Origin of the sequence: Synechococcus sp. MEDNS5 (genome assembly GCF_014279875.1) — a bacterium.
GTDB lineage: Bacteria > Cyanobacteriota > Cyanobacteriia > PCC-6307 > Cyanobiaceae > Synechococcus_C.
In genome coordinates this window covers 2017713-2033280 of record NZ_CP047952.1, presented here as the reverse complement: position 1 = coordinate 2033280, position 15568 = coordinate 2017713, and the positions used below count along the sequence as shown (strand labels likewise).

Genomic DNA, 15568 nt, shown 5'->3' with positions numbered 1-15568 from the left:
GGGGATCCCGACCGTTAGCTGCGTTGGGGCTGCCGCCCGAGGCGCAGACCCAGCAGCAGCATGGCCAGGGTGAGAATCAGGGCGACCACGCTGAAGCGGGGTAGGCCCCAGCTCGCAATCAGCAGGGGGGACAAGGCCGTCACCAGACCGCCACCGAGGAAAGGCTCAAACAGCAATTGTTTGAAGGAGAACGCCTCCATGGCGCGACTGCGTCCAAAGGGGTCGGCCATGCGCAGCAACAGCAGCCCAGTGGCCGTGACACCCGTGCCCTGACCGAAGTCGGCAATGCCCCGCTCGAACCAGTGGTCGCTGAAGATGCGAGGCGCCAACCAGAGGAACGCGCAGACGTTCCAGGTGAGACCTGCCGTCGCGAGCAGTGCGAACGGAAGCCAGTTCTCTTCGAGAAGCGGCAGGTTGAGGCTGGCCATGGCGGCTGTGATCAGCAGATCCATCGCCATGGAGCCAATGCTGGCCTGGGCTACGGGAGACACCAGACGGGTCTGCCGACTTCGCTGCAGCAGAACCTGAACGATCACTCCCCCCACCATCGCCAGGGGGAAGACGGGAATTGCAGCCAGCAGTTTGGCTGTGCCCTCACCTCCAGCGAGCCCACCTAGCTGGGTGACTCCTGCTTTGAGCAGGATTCCCAGGCCGACAGCGCCTCCGGCGAGCGCCACGTTCACTGTGAGCGCATCGATGGTCATCGACTCCGATAGGCCGGACTCCACGGTTCCGGCAGCCGTTTCCATGGCCAGTCGCTCATCCGCCGACATGGGATCACCGTCGCTCGTCCGCATCAGCGGGGTGGCAGAGGCGCTGCTGCCGGTTTCGCTCACCCCCCGTGACAGCCAGCGGCGACTGCGACCGATCACCACCAGGGTGCTGCCGAGCAGCACGGCGGTCAGAACCCCCACCGTGGCCATGGCGAGGCCCAGGGTTTCCCCGGAGGGCAGCCCCAGCTCTGTGAAGGTGGGGCCCATGCCAGCTGCGGTGCCGTGGCCTCCCTCGAAGCCCACTTCAATCAAAGCGGCCATCAGCGGGTCAGTGCCAAACAAGGGCTCGAGCACCGCCAGCACCAGCACTGCTCCCACCAGGTACTGGCCGAACCCCAGCACCATGCCGAACGCAGTCTGCCCTGCAGCCCGGTTCCAGATCACCCTCGGGCTGGGCAGTTCCTGTCCCAGGAACAACGTGGCGAACACCAGGGAGATCAGCACGCCGGGGGTCTGACTCCAAACCCTGTACACCGCATCAGGGAACACCGACCAAGGCCCGAAAGGACCCACCAGCAAACCCAGCAGGCCAGCGACCAGTGCTTCGGGAATGCCGAGTGCCCGCAGCCAGCGCAGCCTTTGGCGAAGGGCCATCCCTGTCAGCAGCAGCAGGCTCAGGCCGGCGAAGGCCACCAGCACGTCGAACAGCTTGAACCCCATGAAGGTTGCGTCAGTGCTGGCAGGTTGCCACCTCGTTTGCGCCCTGGTTTGCGGGGGTGACCGGCCAGGCAGATTGGCTGGGTCACCCGCAGCGCATCAAATGAATATTGATGGCCAGGCTTGGCGCACCATCGGGCTTGAACCAGGTGGTCGCTCGGTGTGGGTGATCGACCAAACCCAGCTCCCCCATCAGTTCCGAACCCTCACCCTCAGCACCTGTGCTCAGGCGGCTGAGGCCATCCGCACGATGGTGGTGCGCGGCGCTCCGCTCATCGGCGTGACCGGTGCCTACGGGCTGATGCTGGCACTGCAGGAGGATCCCGGTGATGCGGCGCTGACAGCGGCTTTTGACCAGCTCAATGCCACCAGGCCCACAGCGGTGAATCTGCGCTGGGCCCTGGAGCGCGTGCGCGATCGGGTGCGTCCCCTGCCGCCGGAGCAACGGGCTGGCGCCGCCAGGCAGGAGGCGGGTCTGATTGCTGAGGAGGACGTGGCGATGTGTGCGGCCATCGGCGATCACGGCCTTGAGATTGTCCAGCGGCTGGCGGCCGCTCGCCCCCGGGAACGCCAGGGGATGCCCTTCCAGGTGCTGACCCACTGCAACGCTGGCTGGCTGGCCACCGTGGACTGGGGCACTGCTCTGGCTCCCATTTATAAGGCCCATCGCGCCGGGCTCAACATTCACGTGTGGGTTGATGAGACCCGTCCACGGAACCAAGGGGCTTCACTCACCGCCTATGAACTGGGGCGGGAGGGGGTGCCGCATACGGTGATCGTCGACAACGCCGGCGGCCATTTGATGCAGCACGGTGAGGTGGATGCGGTGATCGTCGGCACCGACCGCACCACGCGCCGCGGCGATGTTTGCAACAAGATCGGCACCTACCTCAAGGCCCTGGCTGCCCACGACAACGGCGTGCCGTTTTACGTGGCACTGCCTGCTTCCACGATCGACTGGAGCTTGGATGACGGTGTGGCCGAGATCCCGATTGAAGCCCGGTTGGCCGAGGAGGTGACCCACATCCAGGGGCGCGGCACGGATGGAGTGATCACCCGTGTTCAACTCACTCCCGATGGCAGCGAGGGATTTAATCCTGCCTTCGACGTCACCCCAGCCCGGCTAGTGACGGCTCTGATTACCGATCGGGGCGTGGCCCAGGCCAGCGAGGACGGCTTGCGGGGGCTTTATGGCCACAGCTGAGTTCTTCGGTAACGACGTTCTGCGGCAGCAACTCGTTGCGGTGGCCCGTCGCCTGAATGGGTCTGGTCTCAACCAAGGCACATCCGGCAACCTCTCCATCCGCATCGACGGCGGACTGCTGGTGACTCCCAGCTCACTCCCTTACGAGCAGATGACTGCCGGGGATCTTGTGGCGTTGGATCTGAGCGGGCAGCCGCTGCAGGCGGGGCAGCGCCGTCCCTCGTCGGAGTGGCGGCTGCATGCGGATGTGCTCGCCTCCCGTCCTGAAGCCCGAGCGGTGCTCCACTGCCATCCGGTGCATGCCACTGCCCTGGCATGTCATGACCGGCCGATCCCCGCTTTCCATTACATGGTGGCGGTGGCCGGAGGGGATGACATCCGCTGCGCCCCCTACGCCACATTCGGGACCGCAGCCTTGTCGGCGCATGTGGTGAGGGCGCTCGCTGAGCGGCAGGCGTGCCTGATGGCCCGGCATGGGCTGGTGACGCTGGGCTCCGATCTTGAGGCTGCCCTGCGCGTCGCCGTGGAGGTGGAAACGCTGGCGAGGATGTATCTGCAGGCCCTGCAGCTGGGTGAGCCTCCCCTGCTCAGTGCGGAGCAGATGGAGGCTGTGCATGCCCAGTTCAAAGGCCTGCACTACGGCCAGAAGGATCAGTGAGTGTGGGGTTCGAGACCGAGGTGATGGCGGAAGAAGGCTTCCGTTGCTTCGAGCACATCCACCTGCACGGCACTGTCCCTGAAGCCATGCCCTTCCTCGGCATAGGTGCGCACCTCAACCGGGACGCCATTGCTGCGCAGGGCCGCTGCCATCCGTTCCGTTTGCTCTGGCACCACCACCTTGTCCTGCAGACCCTGAAAAAAGATCACCGGACAGCGGATGCGGTCGGCATGGTGCAGGGGTGAACGCTCCTGATAACGATTGCGTTCCTGGGGCCATGCCCCCACCAGACCGTCGAGATAGCGGGCCTCGAAGCGGTGGGTTTCAGAGGCCAGCGCCATCAGGTCGCTGACCGCATAACGGCAGGCCCCCACCTGGAAGACATCCGTGAAGCAGAGGCAGGCCAGGGTTGTGAAGCCTCCGGCGCTGCCCCCTTCGATGGCCACCCGCTGCGGGTGGGCGCGTCCGCTGGTGATCACCGCTTGCGCCGCTGCGGCGCAGTCCTGCACATCCACCATGCCCCATTCACCGTTGAGTCGTTCGCGGTAAGCCCGCCCGAACCCAGTGGAGCCCCCGTAATTCACATCCACCACGCCCCAGCCTCGGGTGGTCCAAAACTGAATGCCGAGGCTGAGGCCGCGGCGAGCCATGGCGGTTGGACCGCCGTGGCTCTTCACCAGCAGGGGCGTGTCAGTCGAGGCGCCGCCGCTGGGCGGGTAGTACCAGGCGTGGGTGCGCCGGCCGGCCGCTCCCTCGAACCAGAAGGGTTCGGCGATGCTGACGTGCTCGGGCTCCAACACCGCGTCTGAAGCCGGCGTATGGCTCCAGCGTCCACTGGCCATGTGCAGTTCCAACAGCCCCTGCCCGGTGGTGCTGTTGCTGGCGATCGCCACGGCACGGCCTGCGTCGGCATCCAGCTCCGCAAGGTCATCGAAAGGTTGGTCCACCAGGCTGACTGCGCCATCGGCGCTGAGCCGCTTCAACTGCCAACGGCCGTCAGCGCACACTGCGGCGAGCAGCTGCTCACCATCCCAGGCTGTGGTGCTCATGCCGAACACCCATTGCGGCATCGCAGTCTCCGCCTGCATGGGCCAGAGCCGTTCCCAGCTCTGCGAGGGGTCGCAGGGATTCTGGTGCCGCATCAGATTCCACCAGCCACTGCCGTCCTCCGCCACGACCAGTTGACCGTCAGGAAGCCAAAGCGGCTGGAAAATCGAGGTTGGATGCGCAGCTCCTGGCGTGCTCCCGGCCAACGTGCCAACGGTGCCGAGATCACCGTTGGCGTTGATGGATGCCCAGCGCAGTGCGGCGGCATCCCAGGGCATGGCGGGTTGTTCCCACTCCACCCAAGCCAGCTGGTCTCCATCAGGGCTGATAGCGGGGTAACCCGCGAAATCCGCCGCGGGGTGCAGCACCAATGGCGTCTGATCCAGGTGGTCAAGGGCCACATGCACCAGGTCGTCCCGCCCGCCCTGCTCCATCACGCCGATCCAGCGGTGCCGCTTCGGATCGATCACCCCACCGCCCAGCAGGCCATCTCCCGGGGCCGTCAGTCGCTTGGCAGGTCCTTTCGCCACCACCGATCGAGGGTCTCCGCCAGACAGTCCGCTCCAGGACCGGGCCCACAGACAGCCATCGCTGCCATCGATCCAGGTGAAGAGGAGACCATGATCGAGGAGGGCCGCTGCACTGGCGCCGCCGCCGTATTCGTGGATCCGGCAACGCAGGTTGCAGGGGGCCGGCGTTAACTCCAGTGGCGGGTGATCAGGCTGTCCCCATCGCCGCAGCAGGGCCGTCGTGCGGCCTTTCTCCTGCGGGCGCTGCTCGAGCCACAGCAGCCAGTCGCCGAGAATCCTGGGTGCTTTCAGGGAGGGTTGCCTCCCGAGTGCTTGACGGGCGGAGAGGGGATGGCGGGTGGCCATGGCGCGCGATCCGACTGTTGAAGGGACTGCTTAAGATCAACACAGCAGATTGAAGGAAAGGTCTTGGCCAGGAGCTTTGCCCAATTGGCACGATCGGCCGAGAAGGCGGGTTCTCCGGTGGCCGTTCCGAAAGAGCCTCTGGAGACTGCGCCTCTGCAGATCCATACCCTCGGAGACGACGTGCTGCGGCTGGATGCCCGGCGCATCGGCAAGGTGGATGAAACCGTGCGTGATCTGGCGCGCGACATGCTGCGCAGCATGTACACGGCCCGAGGCATCGGCTTGGCGGCTCCCCAGGTTGGCGTTCACCAGCAGCTGCTTGTGATTGATCTGGATCCGGAAACAGCCAGCTCGCCACCGCTGGTGCTCATCAATCCGGAGATCATCTCTGCCAGTGCAAGCCTCGACACCTACGAGGAAGGTTGCCTGAGTATTCCAGGGGTGTATCTGGATGTGGTGCGCCCCAGCGCCGTTCAGGTGAGTTTTCGCGATGAGATGGGGCGGCCGAGAACCATGAAAGCCGATGGCTTGATGGCCCGATGCATTCAGCACGAAATGGACCATCTCACCGGTGTTTTGTTCGTTGACCGGGTGACCGATGCCGGAGGTCTGAGCAAGGAACTCAAGGACCATGGCTTCCGGACCAATGACGTTCGCTCTCTGGCCTGACGCCATGCCGATGAAACCCCTATCAGGCCTGTTCCTGGCCCTGGCCTGCGTTCTTGGAATCGCTGCCACCGGTTGTGTGTTCGAGCTGGCCTACGGCGATCCAGACCTCGGTGTCCGCCTCACGCGTTTGATTCTCGGGCTCAGCCTTCCGGCCACCATCGGGTCACTTCTGGTTGCGATTCGGCTCAACAAACCGGCCTGATCAGGGCAGCTGAACCCGCTCAGGACTTTTACCATCCAGGGACATCACCTTGTTCCGAATGGCCCGTTTCCGGATCGTTGCTGCCGTTCTCACCGCCGCGGTGGCTTCCGGCCTGACTTCTCCGGCCAGGGCTCAGGGTTCCCTGTTCACCACGTCTGAAGTGGATCAGACGAAATTTGTGATGGTGGCGGCACCGATCGGCAGTGGATCCAGTGCTCAGCTGAATATCTATGAGCAGCGCACCAACGCCAGACCTTGTTTTGAGATGTCGGGAAGTGCTCCGGCTGTGGTGAATCCGATGCTTGCCACCTTTGATTTCACCGGAATTTGCAATCGGTACATCGATGGCAACGGTTATTCGCTGCGGATTGGGGGCGATGACCTGGGTACCCGTTACCGGCTGTCGGTGATCAAGTCGGCGAACGATGTGCAGCTCATGGCCGTGCCAACCCGGGATCCTGCTCAATCCACCTATCTGATCGCCAAGGCAGGTGGGGCCGGCAATGGCTTCATTCAGTTGGTACTGGAGCCCGGCTGGCGTCTGATGCGTCGCCAGTACGGCAAACGCACCTTGGGCCATCTGTATGTGTACAGGGATGCCGCCCCTGCAGCAGAAGCGCCCTGACCTCGGCTTGCTAAGTTGTTGAGCTGGATATCCCTGCAGGTTGCATGACTCAGGTCACGGTCGGAGAAAACGAAGGCATTGAATCAGCCCTGCGTCGCTTCAAGCGCCAGGTCTCCAAGGCCGGCATCTTCGCTGATCTCAAGCGTCTGCGTCACCACGAAACGCCCATCGAGAAGTACAAGCGCAAGGCCCAGCAGCGCCGCCGCCGTCGTTGAGTTTGCTGTCCGGGAAACCGGTACTTCAACTTGTTGGCACAACCTCACGTTGGCTTGAGACTGAAGGGAGAACGTGAGGTGTGAACAATGGGTCAGACGCTGAAGGAATTCCGCCACTGGGTTGCTGAAACCCTCTCCCACGCCATGGGCAATCCACGTGAAGAGAGGCTGAATCAGCCGCCAACCATTGGACCGCAGCCCTACAAAGATCGTCCTCAGTGAGCTCCGTGAGGGTGGTGGTGTGCTGACCCGTCCTGGGTCTGATCGTCGAAGCTGCGAAAACACAGCGCTGTTGCAAGGTGATCCACGGTTACGTCTCCTTGACCCGCTAAGTCCGCAATGGTGCGTGACACTTTCAGAAGCTTCAAGCCGCTGCGCAGGCTGAGCCGACGCGCCTTCAGCACCTGCTCCCAGGATGTGAGGGTCTCTGACTTGAACGCTCCGTGCCGTTTGAGGTCAGCGGTGGTGAGGTCACGATTGCTGCATTTGTTCGGGTTGCGTTGATGCATCTGCCGGCGTGCTGCTTCGATCGTCGCGGGCAGATGGTCACTGTCGATGGATCCGTGGCGCTCTTCGATCACGTGACGCAGGGAGTCCGCTGCCGGGGGTTCCAGTTGCAGCTGCAGATCCAGCCGATCGAGCAAGGCACCCGACATCCTGTGCCAATAGCGTTTCACTTGGGATTCGCTGCAGCGGCAGCGAGGATCTCCATGCCAGCCACAGGGGCATGGATTGGTAGCTGCCACCAGGGTGACTCTGCAGGGGAAGGCACAACGCACCCGGGCGCGGCTCAGCATCAGTACGCCCTCTTCGAGCGGTTGCCGCAACTGATCAAGCACTGCACGTGGGAACTCTCCCAGCTCATCGAGAAACAGCACACCTCCATGGGCGAGGCTCAGTTCTCCAGGTCTGGGATTCGCGCCTCCACCCAGCAATGCAGCGGCTGAGGCGTTGTGGTGCGGAGCCCGGAACGGCCGTTGGCGGATCAGCTGCTCCTCGCTGCGAGGCAGCCCTGCGATCGAGTGCAGCCTGGTGATTTCGAGAGCTTCGTCATCGTTGAGAGGAGGCAGCAGAGCTGGCAATTGCTGCGCGAGCAGGGTCTTGCCGCACCCCGGAGGACCCACCATCAACAGGTGATGGCCACCAATAGCCGAGAGGGCCAGTCCTTGGCGGGCCAGATGTTGAGCCGGCAGATTCAGGAGATGTGGTGCCGTCGTTGGCTCCGCAGCAGCGCACTGATCTCTCGGGGTTTGCTGTTGGGCCCGTGCCGCGGTCTGCACCAGGTCGCTGGCGCGGAGGAGGTTCACCAGTTCCTTCAGCGATGCCGCAGCGGTCACCCTGAGGCCCTTCACCAGTGCGGCCTCTGACGCATCTTCGGCAGCGACCAGCAGGCCGCGGGCTCCCATGGATTTCGCCAGGCAGGCAATGGCAAGGATTCCTCGGCATGGCCGCAGGCGGCCGTCCAGGCCCAGTTCTCCTGCGCTCCAGAGGCCCTTCAGGCAGGGTGAATCCAGTTGCCCGCTCGCGATCAGCAGGCCAAGGGCAATCGGCAGATCAAAGCAAGGACCTTCCTTGCGCAGATCAGCCGGCGCCAGATTGACCACCACCTTCACCAGGGGGCCACGGAAGCCGCTATTGCGCAGGGCCGCGCGCACCCGTTCTTTGGATTCCTGGATGGCCGTATCAGCCAGTCCCACCAATTGCAGTCCTGGTAGGCCAGGGGCAAGGTCCACCTCCACGGTGACCGGTCTGGCGTCGATTCCAAGGAGCGAAGCGCTGAGGCAACGTGCAAGCATTCATGGTTGAAACGGTTCAGGGATCCAATGCCCAGGCCGTCGCATTCCTTTCTCCAACGAGCCCAGTGCCATGGCCGAGGACACGATTTTTGCCCGCATCCTGCGGGGTGAGATTCCCTGTGATGAGGTCTACAGCGACGATCGCTGCCTTGCCTTCCGGGATGTCTCCCCCCAGGCACCGGTTCACGTGTTGGTGATTCCCCGTGATCCGATTCCAAGTCTGCGTGAGGCGCAGGACCAGCACGCCTCCTTGCTCGGTCACCTCATGCTGGTGGCTGCGCAGGTTGCCCAGCAGGAGGGACTGGAGGACTGGCGCACCGTGATCAATACCGGAGCGGGCGCTGGCCAGACCGTGTTTCACCTGCATGTGCATGTGATCGGTGGTCGTGAGCTCGCATGGCCGCCCGGCTAGGGCTGAGCTGGTCAGAATGCCGTCATGATCACTCCCTCCATGGCTCCTGTGTCTGGCTTGTCAGGCCAGCTGAGAAGGCTCCGTAACCTCGCGCAGCCATTTTTCCTCCCCCTCGATCAGGCCACGGGCTGGCAGTTCTCTGGGCTGCTGCTGTCACTTCTCTTCTGCGTTGGTGGGCTTGTGCTGGTCGCTCTGACCGGCCTGATCAATCTTTCTGAGCAGCTGCTCCCAGCGCTAACAGCGAAATATTTCGGTGGCATCAGCACCACGATTGATGGCATATGGAGCGGTTGGTGGGGCATTGTTTTTTCAGCATTGTTCCTGCTTGGGGCAGGCTCATTCCTGTTGATGCGTCAGCAGCTGCGCAACAGGCGTTGGCTGCACTGGCTTCTGCTTGGCGCCATTGTTTTGATGCTGCTCACGGTGAATGGAATTAATGCTGGTATTGGATTTATTGCGCGTGATATCACCAATGCCTTGGTGGCCAAGCAGGAAGCTGGTTTTAATCGGATTCTTGCTATTTACGCAACTTGTTTTGTTGTCGCGTTGCCGATCCGCACGGCTCAGATTTACTTTACGGCCAAGTTGGGACTGATTTGGCGCGAGTGGTTGTCGAGTGGATTGATCGATGAATACTTGAGTAACAGGGCCTATTACATCTTGAATCCCAATGATGAGCAGGCAACCGGTCTTGATAATCCCGACCAGCGAATCACTGACGATGTCAAGGCTTTTACGGAGCAAAGCCTTCTGTTTACGCTTGGAATCTTTGATGCTGTTCTGACATTTTCTTTGAATATTATTATTCTTTGGAGTATCAGTCAGAGGTTGACTTTTTCACTTTTTGCCTATGCTCTCTTCACGACCGCATTGCTTGTTTATGCAGGTCGACGTCTGGTTCGGATCAACTTTGACCAGCTTCGTTATGAAGCAAATTTCCGCTACGGACTGGTTCATATCCGCAATAATGCTGAATCCATTGCTTTTTATTCAGGAGAAGAGCCGGAGAAACAGGAAACCACACGAAGACTGGGCACAGTCGTTAGCAACTTCAATCTTTTGATTGTATGGCAGGTGATTATCAGCGCCATGCAGCGATCCGTGGGATATGCCGGTGTCTTTTTCCCGTATCTGATCATGGCCGGACCGTATTTCGCCGGAGAGATAGATTATGGGCGTTTTGTGCAGGCTGGCTTTGCTTTCAACATGGTTGAAGGCTCGCTGTTGTTTGTTGTCAACCGCATTGATGAGCTCGCCAAGTTCACAGCGGGTGTGACACGTCTTGAAGGATTCCAGAGTCAGGTTGAACAAGTCAGTCGCGACTCCATTGATACGTCGATCGTCCAGCAGGCGTCCAACGCCATCGTGGTTCGTCATGCCGATCTCACGCCTCCAGGGAGTGACTTGCCGATCTTGCGTGATCTCAGCCTCAGTGTTGGAGAGGCTGACCGTTTGCTGGTTGTCGGACCCTCCGGTTGCGGCAAGACATCGCTCCTACGCATGATCAGCGGTCTTTGGGCGCCAAGCCACGGGGAGGTGGAGCGTCCCGCCATGGGAGATCTCCTTTTTATCCCTCAGAAGCCCTACATGCTGCTGGGATCGTTGCGCGAGCAACTTTGTTATCCCACCGATGAAAGTCGCTACAGCGATGACCAGCTGCGCCATGTGCTCGAGGAAGTCAATCTCGGGGGTTTGGTCAGCCGCTATCCCGATCTGGATGTGAAGCAAGATTGGCCGAGAATTTTGTCGCTGGGTGAGCAGCAGCGCCTCGCCTTCGGTCGCTTGCTTCTCAATGCACCGCGTTTCGTGGTGCTGGACGAAGCCACAAGTGCCCTCGATGTTGCCACGGAAGATCGTCTTTACAAGCTCCTGCGCCAGCGCGATCTATCCGTGATCAGCATTGGTCATAGGCCTACGCTTAAGTCGTTTCACGACACTGTTTTGGCTCTGGATGGTCAGGGTGGATGGCAGCTCCTCCCCGCCGCCAGCTATGACTTTGGACATTCCTGATCCCTACGCATGACCACCAGTAGTGCCGACGCGAGTGTTAATGGGCCTGAGTCCGAGTCGACTCCTGCTCCCAGTGCGACGACTAGTGATATTCCGGCCTTTGGTTGGAGTGCATACGCCGAAAGGATCAATGGACGCTTCGCAATGATCGGTTTTGTCGCTGTGCTGGCGGTCGAAGCCATCAGTCACGACACCTTTCTGCATTGGGCTGGTTTCCTGCGCTGATTAGGGGAGTCGGATCACATCCACATCCCAGCGACCTTGGCGACTCACCTGCACGGCCAGACGCTTGCCTTCGCCATCAAGGCTCACCTCCCTCGGCACACCTGACGGTTCGATGGGCAGTCGCTGAAGAGCTCCAGCGCTTCGTCGGTAGAGCATCAGCTCTGTGCGTCCCTCACGGGTGCGAACGAGAGCAATGCGCTTGCCATTGGCGCTCACACTCGCACTCACCGGCTGGCTTCCTGCTTGATTGAGTCCAGGCAAAGGCACCGGTTGGCGGGTGCGCAGATCCACCAGCTCAATGCGTTCCCGCCCGTTTCGGCTGGCAACCGACACCAGCCACTGCTGCCCCAGAGCTGGCTGTCTGCGACTGTCTGCACTGCGACGCAGGGCGGAATTCAAGCCCGGTTGCGGACGCATGCCAGAGCCGGAGCACCCCGAGATGCTGATGCCCAGCACTGAAGCCAGGATCACTGGTCTCAACCATCCCTTCAAGGTTCCTGCGGGGTTGTGGTTTCCAAACGCCCTCCAGGACGATCGGGTTCAAGCAGTTCACGGAGGTTGAACATCTCAACCTGCCAGCGCCCCTGCTCGGCTGTTTGAACCGCCAGTTCGCGTCCATCAGGTGCCAGGCTGAGGTTCACAGGATCACGTCCTGCCGGAAGACGCAGGGGATGGGCCTGGCCTGTGAGACGGTCCTCGATCAGCACAAGTCGGCGGTTGCCCCGCTGAATTACAGCGGCGAGGTAGCGACCGTTCCAACTCAGCGACGGTGAGCTGTGAGGCTGGTGGCGAGAAAAGTGGCGGAGTTGCAGAAGCTGCCCACTCTTGAGATCCCTCAGTTGCACGGTTGGGCGCCCGCGTTGGTCAGCGATCACAGCCAGTTTGCTGCCATCGCCACTCAGGCTGGGTTGCTGCTGTTGGTTTGGCACAAGACCACTCGGAGCGCGACGGCTTCGGCCGCTGCAGCCAGCTTGGGTGAGACCAGCCAGCAGAAGCACCAGGATCAGGCGCTTCAGTCGTCGAATCGGGAACTGTTGTCCCGTGGGCGGGAACTGCGTGGAGGCGTGCGATCAGCACCGTCAGTTCTTGCCGCAGTGGGTCCTGCAGGCTTACGCGGTGTTGAGGGCGTGGAGCGTTCGCTCGGGGCGAAGGCAGCGTCCTCCGCCTTTTGGCGCAGAGGTGTGCCTTGGGGGACGCCGGCTTGGGAACGGCTCACAGGCCTGCTGCCCTGGGGCTGTTGGATTGGAGCAATGCTCCGTTCAACTGTTTGGGTCGGACTGGCTGAACGACTTGCTGCAGGATTGGGTCGGCTGCCACGGCGCTGATCCTCTCTTTGGCTGCGTCGGTCGCCAAAGCTGGGGCCAGTGCGACGCGTTTCATCCTCACGATTACCGAACCTCGCCATGCGTCGATCTTGCTCTGAATCACCGTTCCAATCGCTGGAGGCCTCGCTGCGTCCTCGCCTGCGGCTTGCAGCCTCTTCAGGGATGGCAGCGCGAGGATTCCGGCGCGGTCTGTAGAAGTCCTGGTCTTCCGGCTCAGCATCGTCGAACTCTCTGCCGGCGAACCGGCGCCTCAGGGGTTGAGGTTCGTCAAAGCGCTCATAGGACTCGTCATATCCACCACGCAGGCCACCGGCGGGAGCTCGGCTCGGGGGCTCATCGTCGAAGTAAGCCGAACGTTTGGCCTGTTCTGCAGAGATACCACGAAGACGCACACTCTCGTAGGCGAAAAAGACCGTGGTACCAGCGAGGAGGAACTGACCGAACTGGAGAATTGGGTCCAGACGCCACCCCTGGAAAAACAGAATTCCTCCGCAGAGAAGACCAATGGCCGCAAAAAAAACGTCGTAATCACGGGCCAGCGCTGGCTTGAAGCTGCGCATGAAATACAGCATTGCGCCACCAACGGCCAGCACGATTCCAACAATGCTGGCCCAATTAAGACTGGCGTTAACCACGTTGAGGCCCCCGGGAAACGGTTATCAGCTCTCGATGAAACGAGTTCTGATTGATTAATTCTACGAAGCGCGCCAGAGCGATCAGAGCTTGCGATCGAGGCGGTCGGTCTGGCTCAAGAAAAAGAGTCCAATGGAGGCCGGGACAACCACGATGACGGCACCCCAGACCAGGCTGCTGAGGAAATTGGAGAGTGAGGGGGTCATAGCGAGCGCGCCGGAGCTGACGATCTGACAGAAACGCCACGATCCTAGGGATTGCTGGCATGTTTCTACGATGTCTCATCGATTGCTTTGAGGTTTGTGACGCCGACCTTGCTCCAGGTGCTGTCTGTTCTGAATCCGCTTTTGGGATTGCTGCTGGCAGCCTGGAGTCTGATGTTCCTTCTGCGCATTGTGCTCACCTGGTATCCCCAGGTGGATTTGAAGAACGCACCCTGGGCGGTGATCGCCTTGCCCACTGAACCGGTGCTTGCGCTCACTCGTCGCGTGGTGTCCCCCATCGGAGGGGTGGATGTGACCCCCGTGATCTGGGTGGGGATCGTCAGTTTGATCCGAGAATTGCTTGTCGGCCAGCAGGGGCTGTTCACGATGGTGTTGCAGCGCGCTCAGACGATCGCTTGAGACTGCTTGCTGCGCATTGTGTTCAGAGCATCTCCTGTTCCACGAATTTTGTGTGCACGTCACCCTGCAGAAACTCTGGCCGCTCCAGCATGCGCAAGTGAAAATCCACTGTGGTGGGAATCCCGGTGATGGCGCATTCGTTCAAGGCTCTGCGCATGCGGCTGATGGCAGCCTCCCGATCAGGTCCCCAAACAATCAACTTTCCGATCAGTGAGTCGTAGAAGGGTGGTATGTCGTAGCCGGTATACACGTGGCTGTCGACGCGCACACCTGGGCCTCCTGGAGGGAGCCATCCGGTGATTCGCCCGGGAGCTGGCCGGAAGTTGTGGGTTGCATCCTCGGCGTTGATCCGACACTCGATGGCATGCCCTCGCAGTTCGATCTGGTCCTGAGACACGCTGATGGGCTCACCCCCAGCGATGCGCAGCTGCTCCGCGATCAGGTCGATGCCTGTCACCATTTCTGTGACGGGATGCTCCACCTGAATGCGGGTGTTCATCTCCATGAAGTAGAAGCCGCCGCTGCGATCGAGCAGGAATTCAACGGTGCCCGCACCCTCGTAGTTGATGCTGCGTGCTGCAGCAACGGCGGCTTCGCCCATGCGCAAGCGCAGGTCCTCGTCCAGAGCAGGGCTGGGTGCTTCCTCCAGAAGTTTCTGGTGCCGTCGCTGAATCGAGCAGTCGCGCTCACCGAGGTGCACCACATGGCCGTGGCGGTCAGCGAGCACCTGAACTTCAACGTGTCGGGGCCTGTCGATGAATTTCTCCATGTACAGCCCCGGGTTGCCGAACGCCGCCTCCGCCTCCCCCTGGGCGGCCTTGAACAAATTCTCCAGTTGATCCGCTGACTGAACGAGACGCATGCCCCGGCCACCGCCGCCAGCTGTGGCCTTGATCATCACGGGATATCTCATGGCCATGGCAAGGTCGGCCGCTTCGTCTGGCCCAGACAGAAGGCCTTCGCTGCCCGGCACGGTGGGAACCCCCACGGCCTGCATGGTGGTTTTTGCCGTGGACTTATCCCCCATGGAGCGGATCGCGTGAGGGGATGGGCCTACAAATGTGATTCCGTGATCTCTGCAGATCTCCGCAAAACGGTCGTTCTCCGCCAGAAAGCCGTAGCCGGGATGGATGGCATCAGCCCCGCGTGAGGTGGCCGCAGCCAGGATGTTGGGGATATCCAGGTAGCTGCGGTTGCTGGGGCCCTCACCAACGCACACCGCTTCGTCTGCCAGTTGCACGTGCAGGGCATTGCGATCCACGGTGCTGTAAACAGCGACCGTGGCGATTCCCATCTCACGGCAGCTCCTCAGGATCCTCAGAGCGATTTCGCCGCGGTTGGCGATCAGCACCTTGCCGATGGACATCCCGCAGTTTCCAGGCCAGGGCGGATCGTATCAGCGTCCGTTCTGCGCGTCCTTTTTCATCCTGCCTGACAGGTGCTTCAGGAAAGGGTTGCACCGTGAGCCGGTATGATCGATCCTTGACAAGGCCCGAGCGGCTGCGTCGACCACGCGGATGTGGTGGAATTGGTAGACACGCACGTTTGAGGGGCGTGTGGCTTCGGCCTTGCGAGTTCAAGTCTCGCCATCCGCACTTCACTCTTCTCTGATCTGTCGC

Annotated in this window: 18 protein-coding genes and 1 tRNA gene; 11 read left to right on the top strand and 8 right to left on the bottom strand. The window is 61.4% G+C overall.

All coding sequences use genetic code 11. The features are described 5' to 3' along the window. Positions 1 to 14 precede the first annotated feature (14 nt). Positions 15 to 1433: a sodium/glutamate symporter gene (locus SynMEDNS5_RS10990; protein WP_186583409.1), complete on the bottom strand. Its 1419-nt coding sequence runs from the start codon at positions 1431 to 1433 to the stop codon at positions 15 to 17. Between the two features lie 100 nt (positions 1434 to 1533). Between SynMEDNS5_RS10990 and mtnA the strand changes: the two genes are divergently transcribed. Both mtnA and SynMEDNS5_RS10980 read left to right on the top strand, forming a co-directional pair. Then, complete coding sequence (gene mtnA / locus SynMEDNS5_RS10985; protein WP_186585979.1) at positions 1534 to 2634, top strand: S-methyl-5-thioribose-1-phosphate isomerase; 1101 nt, start codon at positions 1534 to 1536, stop codon at positions 2632 to 2634. Next, the gene (locus SynMEDNS5_RS10980; protein ID WP_186583408.1) at positions 2621 to 3292 is read left to right on the top strand and encodes a class II aldolase/adducin family protein; all 672 of its coding nucleotides are present in this window, start codon (positions 2621 to 2623) and stop codon (positions 3290 to 3292) included. The genes mtnA and SynMEDNS5_RS10980 overlap by 14 nt, the downstream gene beginning before the upstream one ends. Here the strand turns inward: SynMEDNS5_RS10980 and SynMEDNS5_RS10975 are convergent. Further along, entirely contained in the window at positions 3286 to 5214 is a 1929-nt protein-coding gene (locus SynMEDNS5_RS10975; RefSeq protein ID WP_186583407.1) for a prolyl oligopeptidase family serine peptidase, read from the bottom strand. The two genes, SynMEDNS5_RS10980 and SynMEDNS5_RS10975, sit on opposite strands and share 7 nt — an antisense overlap. A 63-nt stretch (positions 5215 to 5277) precedes the next feature. Between SynMEDNS5_RS10975 and def the strand changes: the two genes are divergently transcribed. The 4 genes from def to rpsU are packed head-to-tail and all read left to right on the top strand — an operon-like array spanning position 5278 to position 6925. After that, on the top strand, positions 5278 to 5883 hold the full coding sequence (def, locus tag SynMEDNS5_RS10970) for a peptide deformylase (RefSeq protein WP_186583406.1): 606 nt from the start codon (positions 5278 to 5280) through the stop codon (positions 5881 to 5883). Positions 5884 to 5887: 4 nt separating this feature from the next. Continuing rightward, positions 5888 to 6085 carry a hypothetical protein gene (locus SynMEDNS5_RS10965; protein ID WP_186585978.1) on the top strand — a complete coding sequence of 66 codons (198 nt, stop codon included), beginning with the start codon at positions 5888 to 5890 and terminating at the stop codon, positions 6083 to 6085. Between the two features lie 58 nt (positions 6086 to 6143). Then, positions 6144 to 6710, top strand: a complete 567-nt coding sequence (locus SynMEDNS5_RS10960; RefSeq protein ID WP_186583405.1) for a DUF3747 domain-containing protein — start codon at positions 6144 to 6146, stop codon at positions 6708 to 6710. A gap of 44 nt (positions 6711 to 6754) precedes the next feature. Continuing rightward, positions 6755 to 6925, top strand: a complete 171-nt coding sequence (gene rpsU / locus SynMEDNS5_RS10955; RefSeq protein ID WP_006043142.1) for a 30S ribosomal protein S21 — start codon at positions 6755 to 6757, stop codon at positions 6923 to 6925. Between the two features lie 215 nt (positions 6926 to 7140). On the opposite strand, the gene SynMEDNS5_RS10950 is transcribed toward rpsU, so the two are convergent. Next, positions 7141 to 8721, bottom strand: coding sequence for a YifB family Mg chelatase-like AAA ATPase (locus SynMEDNS5_RS10950; RefSeq protein WP_186583404.1), 1581 nt, complete (start codon positions 8719 to 8721; stop codon positions 7141 to 7143). Between the two features lie 70 nt (positions 8722 to 8791). Here SynMEDNS5_RS10950 and SynMEDNS5_RS10945 point away from each other — a divergent pair, with 70 nt between their 5' ends. Genes SynMEDNS5_RS10945 through SynMEDNS5_RS10935 form a run of 3 tightly spaced genes read left to right on the top strand, consistent with a single transcriptional unit; the run spans position 8792 to position 11368 of the window. Next, positions 8792 to 9133, top strand: coding sequence for a histidine triad nucleotide-binding protein (locus SynMEDNS5_RS10945; RefSeq protein ID WP_186583403.1), 342 nt, complete (start codon positions 8792 to 8794; stop codon positions 9131 to 9133). A gap of 24 nt (positions 9134 to 9157) precedes the next feature. Continuing rightward, entirely contained in the window at positions 9158 to 11143 is a 1986-nt protein-coding gene (locus SynMEDNS5_RS10940) for an ABC transporter ATP-binding protein/permease (RefSeq protein ID WP_370593532.1), read from the top strand. A 9-nt stretch (positions 11144 to 11152) separates the two neighbouring features. Further along, complete coding sequence (locus SynMEDNS5_RS10935; RefSeq protein ID WP_186583402.1) at positions 11153 to 11368, top strand: chlorophyll a/b-binding protein; 216 nt, start codon at positions 11153 to 11155, stop codon at positions 11366 to 11368. Here SynMEDNS5_RS10935 and SynMEDNS5_RS10930 read toward each other — a convergent pair whose 3' ends face one another. The 4 genes from SynMEDNS5_RS10930 to psbX form a co-directional block, all read right to left on the bottom strand. Next, positions 11369 to 11860 carry a hypothetical protein gene (locus SynMEDNS5_RS10930; protein WP_186583401.1) on the bottom strand — a complete coding sequence of 164 codons (492 nt, stop codon included), beginning with the start codon at positions 11858 to 11860 and terminating at the stop codon, positions 11369 to 11371. Next, entirely contained in the window at positions 11857 to 12357 is a 501-nt protein-coding gene (locus SynMEDNS5_RS10925; RefSeq protein ID WP_370593596.1) for a TolB family protein, read from the bottom strand. Before SynMEDNS5_RS10925 ends, SynMEDNS5_RS10930 begins: the two co-directional genes overlap by 4 nt. A 23-nt stretch (positions 12358 to 12380) precedes the next feature. Beyond that, a complete protein-coding gene (locus tag SynMEDNS5_RS10920; RefSeq protein WP_186583400.1) occupies positions 12381 to 13328 on the bottom strand; it encodes a Ycf66 family protein in 948 nt (315 codons plus the stop codon). An 81-nt stretch (positions 13329 to 13409) separates the two neighbouring features. Then, positions 13410 to 13532, bottom strand: coding sequence for a photosystem II reaction center X protein (gene psbX / locus SynMEDNS5_RS10915; RefSeq protein ID WP_186583399.1), 123 nt, complete (start codon positions 13530 to 13532; stop codon positions 13410 to 13412). A gap of 96 nt (positions 13533 to 13628) precedes the next feature. Between psbX and SynMEDNS5_RS10910 the strand changes: the two genes are divergently transcribed. Further along, on the top strand, positions 13629 to 13949 hold the full coding sequence (locus tag SynMEDNS5_RS10910) for a YggT family protein (protein WP_186583398.1): 321 nt from the start codon (positions 13629 to 13631) through the stop codon (positions 13947 to 13949). Between the two features lie 22 nt (positions 13950 to 13971). Here the strand turns inward: SynMEDNS5_RS10910 and accC are convergent, their stop codons facing one another. Further along, positions 13972 to 15315: an acetyl-CoA carboxylase biotin carboxylase subunit gene (accC, locus tag SynMEDNS5_RS10905; RefSeq protein WP_186583397.1), complete on the bottom strand. Its 1344-nt coding sequence runs from the start codon at positions 15313 to 15315 to the stop codon at positions 13972 to 13974. A 147-nt stretch (positions 15316 to 15462) separates the two neighbouring features. Between accC and SynMEDNS5_RS10900 the strand changes: the two genes are divergently transcribed. Then, a tRNA-Leu gene (locus SynMEDNS5_RS10900) sits at positions 15463 to 15544 on the top strand. Positions 15545 to 15568: the final 24 nt, after the last annotated feature.